Raw genomic sequence first — 16,898 nt, forward strand, 5'->3', positions numbered from 1 at the left:
CGCGCGGCGAACCGCCGCAGGCACGCTGGAGTCCGGACATGACGTCTCCTGCACGCTCACCCAAGGCCGGTGCCCCGAGCACCGAGGTCGCTGAGCCCATCTGGGGCGCCCGGATGGGCTGGCTCGTGGGAGCCGATGGCGCGGGGCTCCCGCTGGTCGACTTCGAGGGGAACCGAGCCGGGCCGCTGGCCGCCCGGAGGACTGTGCCGCTGCAGCCCGAGCTCCTCCAGGAGGCGGCCGCCAGCCACCCGCGCGTGGTGTTGATGTTCGAGAATGGAGATCCGCGCCTGCCGCTGATCGTCGGGCTCGAGCAGGCGAGCAGCGCCACGCCGATGCTGGATGCGTTGCTCTCGGAGCCTGGCACCGAGCCCGCCGCTGGCGAGGCTGCGAGCGAGGCCGAGCAGGCCGAGGCACCGCCCGTGGAGGCCCACGTGGACGGCAAGCGCGTCACCATCGAAGGCGCGGACGAGGTGGTCCTGAAGTGCGGCGAGGCAAGCATCACCCTGCGCCGCAACGGCAAGCTCATCATCAAGGGCACCTACGTCGAGACCCACTCCACCGGCGTCAACCGCATCAAGGGCGGCAGCGTCCAGGTCAACTGAGCCAGGGACCCCGTCGTTCAGCACGAGGGCTCCTTGCGGAGAGCCCTGAGCGCTTCGGTCTGCTTTGGGTCGAGCATGGTCAGGTAAGCCCCCTTGCCATCGCGGGCCGTGTGGCCTCTGCCACCGGTTGCCGCCATGGGCCGGAGCGTCACCCAAGCCCGCGAAAAGACGGGCTTTCAGGGGGCCGGGAACCGCTGGCTGGAAGTTGATAGGAGCGCTCGCGAAAAAAGCGGAGCGCCCGGTGACAGTTCATCCCGGTGCCGGTGTTCCAGGCTGCTGAACGAGGGAGGAGCGAGTCCGGTGGCGATCGATGTGGAGGCCTACTACCGACGTTACGGGCCTCAGGTGCTCCGGCGCTGTCGCTTCCTCCTGAGAGAAGAGGGGAAAGCCGTGGATGCCATGCACGACGTCTTCGTGCAGCTGCTGCGCTACCAGGGGGGCTTGAAGAACTCAGCGCCCTCCAGCCTGCTGCACCAGATCGCAACGAGGGTGTGTCTCAACCGGCTGCGCGGCGCCCGCCGCCGGCCCGAGGATCCGGAGGACGAGCTGGTGCTGCGCATCGCCTCCATGGAGGACACCGAGGCGCGCACCGCGGCGCGGGGGCTGCTGGATCGGCTCTTCGGCCGCGTGCCCGCCTCCAGCCGGGACATCGCCATCCTCCACCTGGTGGATGGGATGACGCTGGAGGAGACGGCGCGCGAGGTGGGCCTCTCTGTCTCGGGGGTGCGCAAGCGCCTCCGAGCCCTGTCTTCCGTCCTGCAAGAGCTGGAGGCCGCATGACTTCGCCACGCCGTACCCCTGACTGGTTGCTGGAGCGCATCGCCGTGGGCGAGCTGCCTCCGGAGGAGCTGGCCGCCGCCCGCGCCCAGCTGGCTCGGGAGCCCGATGGAGAGGCCCGCCTGTCCGCGCTCGAGGCCGAGAACCGCGCCATCCTGGAGAAGCTGCCGCCCGCCACCGTGGCCCGTGAGGTAGAGGTCCGCTCCACCGCGGCCCGCCGCATGGAGGCAGCTCGCGGAGAGACGCGCCCTTTGCGCCGGTTCGCTCCCGGCCTGGCGCTGGTGCCAGTGCTCGCCGCGGCGGCGCTCTTCGTGGTGGTTCGTCCCGGGAGCTCGTCCTCGGGGGCCGGGCTGGACACGCCCGGGACCGATGTGACTCGCACCAAGGGACTGCTGCCTCAGCTCGTCGTCCACCGCCAGGGCGCCACCGAGCCGGAGTGCCTCTCCGATGGAGCCGCCGCCGCCGCCGGTGACGTGGTGCAGATCTCCTATGTCGCCGCGGGCCATCCCTACGGGGCCATCCTCTCCGTGGACGGGCGTGGCGCCGTGACGCTGCACGTGCCCGAGTCCTCCGCGCAGTCTGTTCCGCTCGCGGCCTCGGGCACCCATGCGCTGCCCCGGGCCTACGAGCTGGACGACGCCCCCGCCTTCGAGCGCTTCATCTTCATCACCTCGGACACACCCTTTGCCCTCGACGCGGTGCTCGCCGCGGCCCGAGCGGCGGTGGCCTCGCCGGATGCGAGCACCGCGCCGCTCGCGCTCCCTGAGGGCTTCACGCAGGTGTCCTTCACGCTGGAGAAGGTCTCGCCATGACTCGAGTCATCGTGCTGCTCACGTTGTTGGTGGCGGGAGTGTCCGCCGCGGAGACGCCCATCGCGGTGCGTCGCCTGGCGCTGCTGGTGGGGGTCAATGATGGGGGCCCCGGGCGAGACCGCCTGCGCTTTGCCACCACGGATGCGCAGGCCTTCGCCAAGGTGCTGAGCGAGCTGGGCGGCGTGGCCCCGGTGGATCGGGTGCTGCTGCTGGACACGGGGCGCTCGGGGTTGATGGAGGGCTTCGCGAAGATGAAGGCGCTGACCGAGTCCGCGCGGAGCTCGGGGGCGCACCGGGTGGAGGTGCTCCTCTATTACTCGGGTCACTCGGACGACGAGGGCCTGCTGCTCCAGGGCGAGCGCCTGGACTACGGCGAGCTGCGCCGCGCGCTGGCGGGGCTGCCGGCGGACGTGCGCATTGCCGTGCTGGACTCGTGCGCCTCGGGAGCGTTCGCGCGGCGCAAGGGAGGCACCGCGCGCCCCGCGTTCCTCGTGGACGCGGGCAGCCAGGTGAAGGGGCAGGCCATCCTCACCTCCTCGAGCGAGGATGAGGCGTCCCAGGAGTCGGATCGGCTGGGCGGCTCCTTCTTCACGCACCACCTGGTGTCGGGCCTGCGTGGGGCGGCGGATGTGACGCGGGATGGGCGGGTGACGCTCAACGAGGCCTACCAGTTCGCCTTCCACGAGACGCTGGCGCGCACCGAGCGCACGCAGGGCGGCGCCCAGCACCCTGCCTATGACATCGAGCTGGCGGGCACGGGGGACCTGGTGATGACGGACCTGCGCGCCACGTCCGCGGGGCTGGTGCTGACGGAGGGGCTGGAGGGCCGCTTCTTCGTCCGGGACGAGGCGGGCGTGCTGGTGGTGGAGTTGATGAAGCTGCCGGGGCGGTCCACGGAGCTGGGGCTGGCGCCGGGCAGCTACAAGGTGCGGCGCGAGCTGAACGGCGGCGTGTCCGAGGCGACGTTCGCGCTCGCCGAGGGCAGGCGCACGCCACTGGCGCCGGGGGACTTCAGCTCGGTGCTGCGCGAGGCGACGGTGTCTCGCGGAGGCGCGGAGGCGGTGGGAGTGGCGGAGGTGAAGGCAAGCGGGGCTCCTCGCAAGCTCGTGCCGTTCAACTTCGGCCTGGTGCCGGGGGTGAGCGTGAACTCGGTGACGGCCGGGGGTGGGCCGGTGGAGAACCGGGCGGCGGTGGGGGTGATGAATGATGGCACGGCGCTCGCGGGGGGACTGGCGCTGGCGCTGGTGTCCAACATGTATGAGGAGGACGTGCGCGGTGTCTCGGCGGCCGGGGCGGTCAACACCGCGGGAGGCCCCGTGCGTGGAGCGCAGCTGGCCACGGCCCTCAACGTGGCGGCCGAGGACCTGAATGGCCTGCAGGCGACGGCCGGCGTGAACGTGGCGGGTGGGAGCGTGCGGGTGGGGCAGTTCGCGGCGGGGGTGAACGTGGCGGGCGGAGCGGTCTCTGGGGCGCAGATGTCCGCGGGGCTGAACGTGGCGGGCGGAGAGGTGCGGGGCTTGCAGGCGACGGTAGGGGTGAACGTGGCGGGCGCCGGCTTCCGGGGCTTCCAAGGCTCGGCGGGCTTGAACTGGGTGGGGGGCGCGATGTCGGGCGTGCAGGCGACGGCGGGCTTCAACCGCGCGGAGAGCGTGACGGGCCTGCAGGTGGCATTGCTGAACGTGAGCGGGGATGTGACGGGGGCGCAGGTGGGGGTGATCAACATCGGCAAGGTGGTGACGGGGGCGCAGGTGGGGGTGATCAACGTGGCCGAGGAGGTGCGCGGCGTGCCGCTGGGGCTGCTGACCTTCGAGGAGAAGGGGCAGCGGCACCTGGAGCTCTACTCGAGCGACATCCAGCTCACCAACGCGGCGGTGAAGTTCGGCGGCCGGTATGTGTACACGGCGCTGCTGGCGGGCATCGGCCCGGATGACCGGCTGGACCGGTACAGCCTGGGGCTGGGGTTCGGCGTCCACCTTCCGCTGGGGCCTCGCCTCTGGCTGGACCTGGACGCGGCGGGGAGCACGGTGCACTCGGTGAAGCAGCCGTTCCGAGGGCAGAACCTGCTGGCGCAGACGCGGGCGATGTTCGGCTTCCAGGTGGCGGAGCGCTTCGCGGTGTTCGCCGGGCCCACGTACAACGCCTACTTCGCCTTCACCCCGGAGGATGCGCGCAAGATCACGACGCTGCCGGTGCGCATGCACAGCTTCGGCACGGACAACACGGTGCAGTACTGGCCCGGGGTGCAGCTCGGCCTGCGGATCTGAGTCACGCGCTGGGTTTCAGCCCGTCGAGGAACTCGACCAGCACCGGGTTGAACTCCTCGGGGCGCTCGAGACCTGGCAGATGCGCGGTGTCCTCGATGATGCGATGACGCGCGCCGCGCACCTGAGCGACAACATGCTTCATCCGCGCCTGCACGTGGGGGAAGTCGTGCGGCCCCCAGATCGCGAGCGTTGGCACTGTGAGCTCATGCAGCCGGTCGAACGCGGGGGGCGGTTCGATTGCGTCGCCCGCAGGGGCCGCCTGCAGCGAGATGCCGTTCATCGAAAGAAACAGCTCCCGGGTCGCGCCACCCACCCGGCCGGGGGGCTGCATCGGGCCATCGAGCCAGCACTGTGCCTCGAGCTCGTTGACCGCCGCGACATCGCCCCGCTGCTCGGCGGCTTCGAGCTCGGCAAGCTTGGCCTGCACGGCGGGCGGATAGTCGCTGGCCTTTGGCGCACCGCTCACGGCTGAGGCCACGAGCACGAGCGCGCGGACGCGCTTCGGATGCGCAAGCGCGGCATCGATGGCGAGCCCGCCACCCATCGAGCAGCCCATCAGCACTGCGGAGTCGAGCCGCAAGCCATCGAGCACGGCCATCAGGTCAGCGACATGGGAGAAACGCTCGGGCTCATACCGTGTCTCGCCGAAGCCGCGCCGGTCGTAGGCGATCAACCGGTACCGGTGCTGCAAGGCGTGCTGCTGAGGGGCCCACATGCGGCGGTCCGCGACACCAGCGTGCAGGCAGACCACAGGCTCGCCGCGTCCCACGTCGCTGACGCGCAGGTGCGCAAGGCCCGAAACGATGGATGAGGTGGAGTTCATTGAGGTCATCGTGCGACGAGGCGCCCTATTGTGGATTCTGAGAGGTGGGCGGGCGCGTCCGATCGAGAGAAGGGTCGTAGCACGCGCCCTGCCACTCGTACGCGTCGTCGCCACAAGGAGGCTCGATTTTGGCAAGGGGCCTCCAGCATGCGCCCTGGATGGCCTCCTCCCAACTACTCCGGCAAGGAGGACGCCGCTGACCCGGAAGTGGTTGCTTGGGCATGTCCAAGGAGATCACCTTCGACGAGATGGGTGCACCCTGGACCGCTCCCCGCTCGGTCAACGCGCTGTCTCCGAGCCCTTGCGTGCCAGCGTCCGGAGCCATCGTTGCACCCAGTGCTTCAGCCCGCGCCACCTCGGATGCTTCCTGGCTCATCTCGAGGCCCACCCACCAGAGTCCCAAGGCCATCAGCACCAGGCTGGCGGCAGCGAGCCCAGGCCGTAACGCCGAGGACCCTGCCCGGTGCTGAGCGCGTACACGGACAGGGACAGCCACGCTGGCATGGAGGGCGGGCTGCTCCAGTCCAGACCGTGGAAGTCCGCTGACCGGCACCCTTGTGGCCTGCACCTTCGACTGATCCGACCCGAAGGGAGGAACGTTCGCCTCGGGCCCCACGGACGCTGTTGCCGCTTCCGCGGCCTCCTCCACCTCGCGTGCCAGTCCTCGCGCCTCGGGGTCCTCTGCCAGCAGCGGGCCGATGAGCGCTGAGAGCTCCGGCCTCAATCGCTCATTGAGCGCTTGGGCTGGCAACCGCCGCGGAGGCGGAGCCTCGAGCCGTGCCTTCAGCTCTGCCGGATCCGCCCCAGGCAGTGGGTACACTCCGGTCACGAGCCGATACATGCTGACGCCCAGCGCATAGAGGTCATCGGCCGGGCGCGCCTGGTATTGGGCCCCCTTCCTGAGCCCGTTCTCCCACTCGAAGCGCAGGGCCTCGGGGCTGCGGTACTCGCGCGTGCTGGGGGGCATCAGGCTCTCGGTGATGGGAGGGGCGCCGGCCCAGGTGCTCGAGCCGTAGTCCATGAGCACGGCCCGGCCTTGGGCATCCACCAGGATGTTATCGCCTTTAACGTCCCGGTGCAGGGCATCGGCTTGATGCAGCACCGCCAGGGCTCCCGCCACCTGCGTCAGCACCTGCAACCCCTGGCGGGCGGTGGCCCGATGCTCCCGGGCCCACTCGTACAGCGGCAGCCCGTTGATCCACTCCATCACCAGATAGGGGTGTGCTGCCCCGGGCCCCCTGATCCACCAACAAGCCTGAGTGAGTCAAAGGTCGGGATGTCCTTCATCGCATCACCCGGCGCGGAGGAGGGACGACCTTGCGGACCCAGGGAACGAGTACTGGCGCCCCTGCCCCGGAGGCCTTGCAAACCTGTCAGACAAGCAGACAGGTTCGGCAAGAAGGCGCCGGCCGGGTGCCCTCGAATCAGGGCTGGGTGGGTGTGAAGTCAGGGCCCACGAGGAAGGACAGCTCCCGCTGGACGGTGAGGCGCACCAGCTTCCCGTCCTCGCCGGTGGCGGCGAGCTTCTCGCCCACTCGGAGTCTGCCCTCCGTCGCGTTCTTCCGTCCGGCGAAGCGCAGCGTGGCGAACTCCTTGCCTCGGCGCGTCGCAGGCTTCTCCAGAAGCACCTTCACCACGTGATCAAAATCAGGCGCACGGGAGATGGCGTGGACGAGGTACACCTCCTTGCCCTCACCCACGAGCCAGTAGCTCAGCGCCGTCAGCTCCGCCGCCGTGTTGGCCAGGGGCTGCACCCGCTCCACCGCCTCCACACGCACTGTCACTTCCCGGTGCAGGGCCGTACCACCCCCCTCGAAGTTGCCTTGGTGGAGGGTCGCCTTGAAGTGCTTGAGCCGTCCGTCCGCCAGCGCGTCGAGATCGAAGCGCTCCGGCTCGAGGGTGTACGTGGCCTCGGAGAAATCTCGTCCTGCGGCCAGCTCGGGGTGGCTCAGGGAGACAGAGATCACGAGCTGCCGATCATGAGGCCGGTGGAACATCGGGATGTGGGAGGCGTACAGGCGCTTCCCCGTGCCAAAGAGCACCATCCCATGCACGCCCATGCGGTGCTGTGGAACAGGTGCCAGGGTATGAGGACCGTGCACCTGGGACATATCGGGCTGTGCCGGAGTCCCGCTCCCCGTCTCCGGAGTCTGAGCCACCGCCACAGGTCCCAACAGGAGCACGAGCACCCGCGCCACGACGTTCCATCGCTTCACGAATCACCTCGAGGAACCAGAGCCTGGACCCAACGTATTCCGTGGGCCGGACGCCGAAGAAGCTGCCGTGGGACGAAGCCTGCCGGTTGCCGATGACATTGCCAAGGAACGCAGCCGCTTCTCGGGGGGAAGCGAGGGGCCCGCGTCAGCGGCGGCGCGCGACGAAGAGCGTGTGGAGCGTGCCTCGGCCCTTGCCAGCGCGCACCGGGTGCGTCTCGACGGTGAAGCCTGCGTGGACGAGCCGTGCGGTGAAGCGCTCGTCCGGGCCTGCGCTCCACACCACCAGCACCCCTTGGGGGGCCAGGGCCGCATGCGCCGCCGCGAGCCCCGGACTGTCATAGAGGCTGGCGTTGGAGGCCCGCGTGAGCGCCGCGGGCCCGTTGTCCACATCGAGGAGGATGGCGTGCCAGGGCGCGGCGCTGCGCATCACGCGCCGGACGTCAGCGATCTCCACGCGCACGCGAGGATCCTCCAGGGGCCGGCCTGCAAGGTGTGCCAGCGGCTCCCGGTTCCACGAGACGATGGCCTCGGCCAGCTCGGCGACGACGACCTGGGCGTCCGCGCCCAGACCTTCCAGCATGGCCCGCAGGGTGTAGCCCAGCCCCAGTCCGCCGATGAGCACCCGCGGGAGTGGGACGGCACCCAGGGCCGCGGAGGCCAGCCGCGCCATCGCCTCCTCCGAGCCATGGGCACGCGAGGACATGAGCTCCTGGCCGCGCACGCGGATGACGAACTCGCCATCACGGTGGTGCAGCACGAACTCGCCTCCGTCCGGGGCAGGCGCTCGCGCGAGGACTTCCCAGGGCTTCATGGGCCTTCTCTCAAGCTCGCCACACGCAGTGGAGGGCATCCACCGCGTGCGTGTCTCCGCTCAAGGCGTCGGAGTCTGAGCCGGAGCTGGAGCCGGAGCCGGGCTTGCTTCTTCCTGCTGCGGCGCGGCCTCCTCGGTCTCACCGGCGGCGGGCGCTGGCTTGTCGGCGCTCGCGGTCCGCTTGGCGCCTGCCGCGGCCTGCTTCGCCTGCTCGCGGGCCTTCTGGGCGACCTTCGGCGTGGGCGCGAGGATCATGAACATCAGGCGCCCTTCCATGCGCGGCTGCTGCTCCACCACCGCCACATCCTTCAGGTCCTTCGCCACGTCATCGAGGATGGCGGTGCCCTGGTTCCGGTAGGTGATCTCTCGCCCTCGGAACTGGATGACGACCTTCGCCTTGTTCCCCTCTTCGATGAACCGGCGCATGTTGCGGACCTTGAACTCGTAGTCGTGCTCCTCCGTCTTCGGACGGAGCTTCACTTCCTTGAGGTGGACCGTGAGCTGCGCGCGCCGCGATTCCGAGGCCTTCTTCTTCTCCTCGTACTTGAACTTGCCGTAGTCCATGATCTTGCAGACTGGCGGCGCGGCCATGGGGCTGATCTCGACGAGATCCAGTCCCTCGGTTCGAGCCCGCTCCAGGGCGGCCTCGATCGGCATGACTCCGAGCTGCGCGCCATCCGGCCCTACGACGCGGACCTCGCGAGCGCGGATACGGCGGTTGGTTCTCTGGTCGCGGCTCCCGCCGCGGCTGCTTCTCTGTTCGCGAATGATGGGACTCTCCTCCGATTGGGTTTGAGCCTACCCCTCTAAAGATGGGTCAGGCCCCGCCGGTACAACAGGGGGTGGAAAACGGATGTGGGTGTAGAGGGCCTCCGGGATGCTGGAGTGCCTCCAGGTGCCCGCTCGCACGGTAGGAGGGGGAGCCCAAGACGCACTCTCCCTCACCCCGGATGGGGATGCCAGGGATAACACCGGGCCCGTGCGCCTGCCGGGGGATCCTGGGGTTACAGCGACGCACGGCTCACACTGGCCGTAGGGCGGGTGGCGGCCAGCCTCAGAAGGGTGCACGGCATTCCAGGTCGATGCGCTCGCCGGTACGAGGATGGACGAACGTCAGGGCCTCGGCGTGGAGCATCAGGCGCGTGTCGTCGCCGCCGTACAGCCGGTCTCCGACAATCGGGGCGCCGAGCCCGAGCGGATGCGCGGCGTGGACGCGAAGCTGGTGCGTCCGGCCAGTGCGAGGCAAGAGCGACACCCGGGTTCGGGCCTCGGTCCGCTGCGTGACTCGCCACTCGGTGATGGCGCGCTTGCCGTGGCGGGGGTCGACGGTGTGGCGGGGACGATGTTCGAAATCGGCCCGAAGAGGCAGCTCGACGACGCCCTGGTCGCCAGTGACGCGGCCGTCCAGCCAGGCGACGTAGCGCTTGTCTGCCTCGCGCCGCGCGAACTGCCGCTGGAGGGCCGCGTGGGTCTCCTCGTCCTTGGCTGCGAGCAGGAGCCCGGACATCTCGGGCTCGAGAGGGTGCACGACGAGCGGCCCGGTGGCGTCCGGGTGCCTTCTCCGGAGACGGACGAGCACCGAGTCGCGCAGCGGATCGTGGCGGCCGGGGACCGACAAGAGGCCGCAAGGCTTGTCGACGACGAGCACCCATGGATCCTCGTACAGGAGCCGCGGCTCATCCTCGTGGATGGGGGCAGCGCCCAGGACGGGCGCCGGGTCGACGGGTAGCCCCTCGAGCATGTACGGCAGAACCTGGCCGCACTTGCTGTGGCACGCCGGGTAGTACGCGCCCGCGTGCCGCTCTCCTATGAGGAGTGGCGCCCCCCACCAGAACTCGGCGAGCGCCAGCGGCCTCAGGCGGTGACGGTAGGCATGAGCGAAGAGCTTCGGCGCGGCGCAGTCTCCCGCTCCGCCCGGTGGCGGCTCCGGTGCGAACAGCGCTCCCAAGGGCCGCTCTTCACCGCGGGCATTCGGGATGACATAGGCGTAGGCCATCTGCTGCCAGAGCTGTCTGGAGCGCTCGGCGCGCAGGTGCTCGAGCTCCGCGCGGCGCGCGTCGAGCGCTCGGAGGGCCGATGCCAGGAGCTCACGTTCCTGGTGGTGCGCCGCGTCCAGCCGCCGGCGCTCAGCGTCATCGGCGCGGCTCTCCTGCCCGAGCGCGTGAAGGGCCGCATGAGGCTTGTCGTCTCCGAGCGCTGAGTGGGCCAGGCGTCGGCGTGCGTCGTGCCGGAGTTGGCGGTTCGCGTCGTGGCGCGCACGCAACCCGGCAGCGGCGGCGGCGTGTCGCGCGGTCAGCTCGGCGAGGCTCGCGCGCAGCGCCACGGGCTCGGCCCCCTCCACCAGCTCGGCATGGCGCACGTCGAGCGCGCGCAGCTCGGCCTCGCCGGCAGGCCAGAAGGCGTCGCGAGCGTTGGGATCGAAGAGCGGCGGCGCGAACCCGTCGAGGTGCCAGCGGTCGCCGAGCATGCCCGAGAACCCGCGCAGGTAGCCGATGCGGCCATCCGGCGCCGCGACGACCAGCACACCGAACATCTTGCCGCGGCCAGGCCTGTCGAGGGCGGCGAGGTTGATCCTGCCGGAGAGGTCGCCGCGGCGCAGGTGCAGCTGCAGCTCCTCGGCGGCCCGGCGCGCCAGGGAGTGCGGAGGGTCATGAGCAAACGGACTTGCGAGCCGCACCGGCACCTCGGTCGAGGCCGGCTGCGGATCGAAGTACGTCACGACATCTTGCAAGGGCGTGTCTCTCACGATGCTGCCCTACAGCGTGCCACACACGAGGCTTCCCAAACCTGCCTGCTTACAGTCCCTGGCCCGGAGACCCCGCAAGTTTTTCAGTCATGCCGGGCCATGGCGGCAGCAGTTCCGAGTGTCTCCCTCTGAAATCGCCGTGGCCTTTGCGTTGCATCCCTCACAGCTCGACAGCCCCCCCCGGGGTGAGAAGAGGTGTGTGATGGAGACCCTGACCTTTACGGATGCATTGGCGAGTGTTTCGGATGAGCTCTATGCGCAGGCGATGGCGCGCATGGCGGACAAGCGCGGCCAGCTGCTGGGCGTCCCCGGGCTTCATGCGAACTCGCGTACGAGCATGGCCTTCGAGGTGACGCTTGGGCAGGGAGGCATGGCGAACGCCTCGGTGAAGCGCTACTGCTCCGGGTTCACGCTGGACTGCAGTGCCTGGATCGACTCGCCTGTTGCGGGGACGGTCGTGGCAGGCCACCTCCAGTCCAGTGATGGAGGCGGCACGGAGTTCGTGGAGCTGCAGTCGGGGCAGCGCTTCCGGTTCGAGCTCAAGACGAACCTGTGGGCACGGACGACGCTCTCGCTGCACCTGCGCACCACGCCGGCCCTTCCCGCGGGCACGGTCCTGAAGGTGTGCATGGACATCCGCTACTGAGGGCCAACGATTTCGTCCTCATGGGTGCTCGACGTACTGTGGGCGCCCATGCTCTTCCCTGTCTGGGTCCTGCGCGTGCTCCCGCTCCCAGCCATCGTCATCGGTGGCCTCGTGGCCCACGCCCATGGCGTCTCCGCAAAGGCCTTTGGTGTCAACGTCGTGGCCGCGGTGCTCGGGCTCGCACTCGTGGCAGTGCTGGCACGGCGCTCCTGGGAGAACGTCATCCGCCGAGTTCTTGCCATCGCGATCACGGTCGAGCTCCTCCTCGCCACGACGTGCCTGTTTCCCGACCTCGAAGGGGTGAGCCGTTGGATCGCCCTCGGTCCCGTGCGGCTGAATGCGTCAGCGGTGACGATGCCCTGGCTCCTGCTGGCCGTGGCAGGGCTCTTGAGCCAAGGGCGTCCCGCTCTCGCGCTCGTCGTCATTGCTGTGAGCCAGGCTCTCCACGTGCTCCAACCCGATGCAGGACAGGCGACGGCGTTCGGCGTCGGCGCTGCGGTCCTGATCGGCGCCACGCGGACGCTTGCCACAGGGTGGAGAGGGGTGGGGTGCGCTCTGGCCGTGATGGGCGTTGCGGGCGCTTGGCTTCGGCCTGACCCGCTGGGCGCGGTTCCTCACGTCGAGCGCATCCTCCACATGGCGGCAGACCGGGGAGCGCCCTGGCTCGTCGCCGCCCTGGTGACTCTGGGCGCCCTCGTGCTCCCCGCAGCATACGGCGCGATGTGGCTGCGCTCGGTGCGCAGCGAGGCCGCACCGCTGGCTGCAGCCTTCGCTCTCTACTTCGGGGCAACCCTCGTCGTGACGGAGCTGGGGAATTTCCCAGTCCCGGTGCTGGGAGCCGGGGCTGGGCCTGTGCTCGGCTGGTACTCCCTCTTGGGCATTCTCCAGCTTGCGGTCCAAGGGGCGCCGCGGGCCGCGAATCAGGACCCAGCGATGTGACTTATTGGCAGGCAGTCACCGTGCCATGATGCTCCCTCCACAGAGGATCAACATGCACGAATCGTCTCGAGGGAGTGGATGGATGCGGTGGGCGCTCATTGCGGGCCTGCTCGGGTCATCGGCGGGCTGCAGCCTGCTCGGCACCCAGCTTGCGGCACAGGAAGCGGCCCGGAACCAGCGGGCCGCGGAGGCAGCGGCGGCGGCGGCGAAGAAGAAGGAGCCAAGCGCCGAGAACCTCCAGACCGTGGAGCTCGCGACCGCCGATGGAAGCACCACCTACTGCCAGGGCGGGCAGCCACCGAAGCTGCGGCTCGTCGTCTCAGTGGAGGGCAGCACGCACGAGGGCATCCAGGAAGGAAAGGGTCAGGAGCTCTTCAAGCTCCTCCAGTGGAGCGCCAGCGTGGGCAAGATCTCCAACCAGGGCGAGTGGGAGTTCCTGGCCGACTCCCCCAAGGCCGCGCTGCAGGAGGTGGTGATCACCGCGGCGGCGGCAAAGCCCGGGCTGTCCGCGCAGCTCAAGCTCGCGCCGGACTTCAAGTGCGAGCGGACTGCCGACTTCCGAGGCGAGCCAGGCAAGGAGGGCGAGCGTGGGATGACCGGCAACTCTGGCTCGGCAGGCACCTCCGCCCAGCAAGCGGGAGGCCATGGGAGTGATGGCGGCCCGGGCGGACTCGGTGGACCCGGGGGAGATGCGCTCCCGGTCGAGGTCGCCGTGGGCTCCATGAATCATCCCCAGCAGGGGCAGCTGGTGCTCGTGCGCGTGCAGCAGGTGGGGGGAAAGAAGAAGGCGTACTACCTGCTGGATCCGACGGGGGCTCCCTTGACGGTGGACGTGTCAGGTGGAGCGGGTGGAAAGGGCGGATACGGGGGGCAGGGCGGCATGGGTGCCATTGGGCACGGCGAGTACACCTCAGGCCAGTGCTGTAACGGGAGCGGCGGCAATGGCGGCAATGGTGCCGCGGGGGGGACGGGGGGCATCGGCGGCCGGGGAGCGGCGGTGACCGTGAAGCTCGACAGCAAGCAAGCGGCGCTCAAGGAGCGCATCCGGATCGTCAATGGCCCAGGCCTCGCGGGGGAGGGAGGCACGAGCGGCAGTGGTGGCGATGGGGCCCAGGGTGGCCGGGGCTCCCAAGGGGCGTACGGCTCGGATGGAAGCAGGGGCAGCTCGGGTCCGTCAGGGGCCGCGGGCCAGCCGGGCCTCGCCGGGCCTGCTCCCAAGTTCGTGAACCAGCGTGCCTCCCAGCTCTTCGCCGGGGAGGCCCTCTAGAGAGTGACCCAGGCTCCTCGCATCACTCGCCCTCGCCCCGCAGGGGATCGCTCCGCGGGTCGAGCAGCACGGTGAGGACGGGCCGTGCGTCCGACAGCGAGGGTGCAAAGAGGGAGAGCTGGTCGGGATCGGCGAACACCGCCGCGAAGTCCTCGGGTGTTAGCGCGCGCACCAGCCGGGCTGCGAATGTCTCTCGGAGCAGCCGGGCGTAGTACTCGACGTCGTAGTCCCGCGGATCGCTCACGGCGCTGGCGGCGCCGTCCTCGCGCACCGGGTTCCGGGGGGTGCCGTCGTCCTCTGCCTCCGGGTCGGGCAGCAGGCCCGCACGCCCTCCCACCGCTCGGTAGATCCGAACGTGCTCTCCGGGAGTCCAGTGGGTCCGCCCGCTCGCCAGCACGGCCTCGTAGGGCAGCTCGCGCCTGCGCTCGCGCATGGCCAGGTACTGCTCCGGGGCCTTGGTCAGCCGGACCTGCGCCGATACATCGAGGGTCGTGACTTCCCGCCGACGCAGCGCCGTGACCGTCGCGACGTAGGCCTCCCGCACGCCGGGAATGTCTCCCGCGAGGAGGCAGCGCAGCGCTCGGCGCAGAAAGGTCTCGCCGAAGGGCTCCGCCCGGCTGGAGCGAAATGCCACGCCTCGCAGGACGAGAGGCCCCTCGTAGGGCTGCAGCACGTAGTTCTTCGGCTCGTGCGAGAGCATCGCGGCGTAGCGGCCGTCGAACTCGAGGTGGACTCGGGGGGGCAGCAGCGCCGCGACCTCGGAGACGACCCGGCGCTCGTCGGCCTCGCGCCAGTCTTCCGGCACGGCGAAGTACACCCCGTCCGTGTCGGCCTCCAGCAGCGTGACGCCGCGCTGTGCCAGCTCGTTGCACAGCAGCCCCAGCACCTCACGCCCGCGCCGCGTCACCTCGTTGGCGGCGTGGACATCCGCGAAGCGCGTGAGCCCGACCGCGCCGAGGTAGCCGTAGGCCGAGTTGACGACGATCTTCATCGCCGCGGAGAGCGCCTCGTTGCTGTGACGCTCCGGCGATCCAGGCGCCGCGGAACGCGCCCGAGCCTTGGCCGCCAGCCGCTGGTCCACGAGCCGATCCACCAGCGCGAGCAGCACGCCAAGCCGATCGCGCCGAGGCCCGATCCGGTACTCGCGCATCAGCGAGGGATACAGGCTCGCGACGTCCGCTTTCACCACGTGCCGCGCCACGCCCGTGGCGAACAGGTGGAGCGCCGCACCGCTGTGGGAGGTGCCGTCGCCTCCTTCATGGGCGGGCAGTGCGGCCCCCGCCCGCAGGTAGGCGCGCACGAGGAGCGGATCGAGCACGCCCGTGGCAGGGCCGGCGTCCGCCAAGCGCTCGTAGCGACGCGGGGCCATCCGGGCGAGAGCAAAGGCTGCGCCCCCCAGCATGCGCGCGAGGCCCGCGGCCTCCGTCACGTCGTCGCGGGCGTAGCGCCGCACCCGCTCGGGATCGCGACGGAAGAACTCGAACACCCGGGCTCCGGGAATGTGCTCACGCTCCGGGCCTGCAAGGCCGAGGTGCTTCGCGACGGCTTTGAGGCCATGGCCCGGCAGATCGCGGGCCGAGAAGTCGTGCCGCAGGACGGCGTCCAGCGTGTCGATCAGCTCGCGCCCGGGAACCGTGAACCGCATGCGGCGCAGCGGGTCGCGGGCGCGCTCCGAGGTGCCTCGCCCCAGAGAGGCACCCCGCGCGGCAGGGCGTTGCCGCAGGCCCGGAGAGCCGGCTCGCCCCAGCGCGAGCGGCACGTTGAGCTGCCGGGCCCGACGGGCGAGGAACGGCAGGTCGAAGCCGTGGAGGTTGTGGTTCTCGATCACGTCCGCATCGAAGTCACGCACGCGCGCGACCAGGCGTTGGAGGAGGTCGGCCTCGGCGGCATCGCCGTCGCCCTGGACCTCGAGCACCTCCGTCCTGCCAGCAGGATCGCGGAGCGCCACGAGGAAGATCCGGTCCTGGCCGGGATCGAGCCCGGTGGTCTCCAGATCGAGCTGCATGCGGTGCAGATCATCGAAGCTGAGATCGCGGAAGTACGTGCGCCCCGAGGCAATGAGGTACTGCTCCTCCGGTGGCAGCGCGAGCACCGTGTCCGCTCCCAGCTCGCGCAGGTGTCCGAACGAGCGCCCGAGCCGCCGAGTGGCGCCATGGAGCACCGCGGCACTCAGCGCGTTCCCATCGTCCGCACGCACCAGGTAGCGAAGTGCGCCAGGACCTGTGAGTTCCTGCCAGGTGACACGCTGCGGCGCAGGCCCCTCCTGCTCAGGGCGGAGCCTCGCGCCGAGGTGCGCCAGGTCGTCCAGCGAGGAGAGGAGCAGCCAAGGGCGAAAGCGCAGGTCCTCCCGGACGAGCTCTCCGCTCTTGGGGAGCCGCCTCCAGACGAACGCACGGCCGTCGGGCTCCGCCCACACCGAGATGATGCCCGGCGTGGGGTCCCAGCCCCAGAGCCATTCCTCCTCGATCTGGCGGGTCATGGGCGAACCGAGCTGCACTCTATTGGGAGCTCCCGCGCAGAGCTGTAGGTGGGCCGCGCGGGCTCAGCGAACTACTGGAGTACCTTCTTCACGCGCAGCACCGTGGCGTCGCCGGCGGGGCCGGCCTTCAGCTTCGTCTCCAGCACGGCCTCGACCTTGAGGCCCTCCGGAGACTCGTCCGCCTTGCGCATGAGCTCCTCGCGCTTCTCTTCCGAGGGGTTCACGTCCTGGAAGTCGATCTCGTGGATCTGGATCGCCTCCGCGTCCGGCTTGCTCACGGGCACGGCCAGGTGCGTGGGGCACGGCGGCGCGAAGCAGCGGATCCCGCTGTTCTTCACCGTGTACGCCACCGGCTGGCCCTGGCCAGCTCCGGTCGAGGGGGTCTCTGGCTGCGTGGGAGGCTGCGAGTTGTCGGGCATGGGGTCCGGAGTAATGGGTTTGGAGCAACCGGCCGCCAGGCCGAGGCACAGCACGCACAGCAGGGGACGGAGGTTCATGAGGGCCCTCGAAAAAGGG

General features: G+C 70.1%; 15 protein-coding genes. 7 read left to right on the forward strand and 8 right to left on the reverse strand.

What is annotated here, in order from left to right; translation table 11 throughout:
• Positions 1–38 precede the first annotated feature (38 nt).
• The 4 genes from VD972_RS31995 (at position 39) to VD972_RS32010 (ending at position 4,455) form a co-directional block, all read left to right on the forward strand.
• Positions 39–602, forward strand: a complete 564-nt coding sequence (locus tag VD972_RS31995; RefSeq protein WP_324992581.1) for a DUF6484 domain-containing protein — start codon at positions 39–41, stop codon at positions 600–602.
• Positions 603–902: 300 nt separating this feature from the next.
• Positions 903–1,382 carry a sigma-70 family RNA polymerase sigma factor gene (locus VD972_RS32000; RefSeq protein WP_324992582.1) on the forward strand — a complete coding sequence of 160 codons (480 nt, stop codon included), beginning with the start codon at positions 903–905 and terminating at the stop codon, positions 1,380–1,382.
• Positions 1,379–2,191, forward strand: coding sequence for an ActD-like protein (locus tag VD972_RS32005; protein ID WP_324992583.1), 813 nt, complete (start codon positions 1,379–1,381; stop codon positions 2,189–2,191). Before VD972_RS32000 ends, VD972_RS32005 begins: the two co-directional genes overlap by 4 nt.
• Positions 2,188–4,455 (forward strand): caspase family protein, encoded by a 2,268-nt coding sequence (locus VD972_RS32010; RefSeq protein ID WP_324992584.1) that lies wholly within the window; start codon positions 2,188–2,190, stop codon positions 4,453–4,455. Before VD972_RS32005 ends, VD972_RS32010 begins: the two co-directional genes overlap by 4 nt.
• A gap of 1 nt (position 4,456) precedes the next feature.
• Here VD972_RS32010 and VD972_RS32015 read toward each other — a convergent pair whose 3' ends face one another.
• The 6 genes from VD972_RS32015 to VD972_RS32040 form a co-directional block, all read right to left on the reverse strand.
• Positions 4,457–5,278 (reverse strand): alpha/beta fold hydrolase, encoded by an 822-nt coding sequence (locus VD972_RS32015; protein ID WP_324992585.1) that lies wholly within the window; start codon positions 5,276–5,278, stop codon positions 4,457–4,459.
• Positions 5,279–5,303: 25 nt separating this feature from the next.
• On the reverse strand, positions 5,304–6,488 hold the full coding sequence (locus VD972_RS32020; protein WP_324992586.1) for a protein kinase domain-containing protein: 1,185 nt from the start codon (positions 6,486–6,488) through the stop codon (positions 5,304–5,306).
• Positions 6,489–6,702: 214 nt separating this feature from the next.
• Positions 6,703–7,494, reverse strand: coding sequence for a hypothetical protein (locus VD972_RS32025; RefSeq protein ID WP_324992587.1), 792 nt, complete (start codon positions 7,492–7,494; stop codon positions 6,703–6,705).
• Positions 7,495–7,639: 145 nt separating this feature from the next.
• A complete protein-coding gene (locus VD972_RS32030) occupies positions 7,640–8,305 on the reverse strand; it encodes a hypothetical protein (RefSeq protein WP_324992588.1) in 666 nt (221 codons plus the stop codon).
• A gap of 60 nt (positions 8,306–8,365) precedes the next feature.
• Positions 8,366–9,076, reverse strand: coding sequence for a translation initiation factor IF-3 (gene infC / locus VD972_RS32035; RefSeq protein ID WP_324992595.1), 711 nt, complete (start codon positions 9,074–9,076; stop codon positions 8,366–8,368).
• 283 nt (positions 9,077–9,359) lie between these two features.
• A complete protein-coding gene (locus VD972_RS32040) occupies positions 9,360–11,036 on the reverse strand; it encodes an RluA family pseudouridine synthase (protein ID WP_324992589.1) in 1,677 nt (558 codons plus the stop codon).
• A gap of 217 nt (positions 11,037–11,253) precedes the next feature.
• Here VD972_RS32040 and VD972_RS32045 point away from each other — a divergent pair, with 217 nt between their 5' ends.
• The 3 genes from VD972_RS32045 (at position 11,254) to VD972_RS32055 (ending at position 13,903) form a co-directional block, all read left to right on the forward strand.
• Entirely contained in the window at positions 11,254–11,697 is a 444-nt protein-coding gene (locus VD972_RS32045) for a hypothetical protein (protein ID WP_324992590.1), read from the forward strand.
• 24 nt (positions 11,698–11,721) lie between these two features.
• A complete protein-coding gene (locus tag VD972_RS32050; protein ID WP_324992591.1) occupies positions 11,722–12,636 on the forward strand; it encodes an FtsW/RodA/SpoVE family cell cycle protein in 915 nt (304 codons plus the stop codon).
• Positions 12,637–12,718: 82 nt separating this feature from the next.
• A complete protein-coding gene (locus VD972_RS32055) occupies positions 12,719–13,903 on the forward strand; it encodes a hypothetical protein (protein ID WP_324992592.1) in 1,185 nt (394 codons plus the stop codon).
• Positions 13,904–13,925: 22 nt separating this feature from the next.
• On the opposite strand, the gene VD972_RS32060 is transcribed toward VD972_RS32055, so the two are convergent.
• On the reverse strand, positions 13,926–16,382 hold the full coding sequence (locus VD972_RS32060) for a ribonuclease H-like domain-containing protein (RefSeq protein ID WP_324992593.1): 2,457 nt from the start codon (positions 16,380–16,382) through the stop codon (positions 13,926–13,928).
• 71 nt (positions 16,383–16,453) lie between these two features.
• Positions 16,454–16,898 (reverse strand): hypothetical protein (locus VD972_RS32065; RefSeq protein WP_324992594.1); only part of this gene is annotated, 445 nt, incomplete at its 5' end.

The organism is Hyalangium sp. (genome assembly GCF_035629615.1).
Taxonomy (GTDB): Bacteria; Myxococcota; Myxococcia; order Myxococcales; family Myxococcaceae; genus Hyalangium.

Excerpts from the sequence above, each read along its gene's own strand:
- VD972_RS31995 (WP_324992581.1), top strand. The coding sequence starts at position 39 with ATGACGTCTCCTGCACGCTCACCCAAGGCCGGTGCCCCGAGCACCGAG.
- VD972_RS32005 (WP_324992583.1), top strand. The coding sequence starts at position 1,379 with ATGACTTCGCCACGCCGTACCCCTGACTGGTTGCTGGAGCGCATCGCC.
- VD972_RS32010 (WP_324992584.1), top strand. The coding sequence starts at position 2,188 with ATGACTCGAGTCATCGTGCTGCTCACGTTGTTGGTGGCGGGAGTGTCC.
- VD972_RS32015 (WP_324992585.1), bottom strand. The coding sequence starts at position 5,278 with ATGAACTCCACCTCATCCATCGTTTCGGGCCTTGCGCACCTGCGCGTC.
- VD972_RS32030 (WP_324992588.1), bottom strand. The coding sequence starts at position 8,305 with ATGAAGCCCTGGGAAGTCCTCGCGCGAGCGCCTGCCCCGGACGGAGGC.
- VD972_RS32045 (WP_324992590.1), top strand. The coding sequence starts at position 11,254 with ATGGAGACCCTGACCTTTACGGATGCATTGGCGAGTGTTTCGGATGAG.
- VD972_RS32055 (WP_324992592.1), top strand. The coding sequence starts at position 12,719 with ATGCGGTGGGCGCTCATTGCGGGCCTGCTCGGGTCATCGGCGGGCTGC.
- VD972_RS32060 (WP_324992593.1), bottom strand. The coding sequence starts at position 16,382 with ATGACCCGCCAGATCGAGGAGGAATGGCTCTGGGGCTGGGACCCCACG.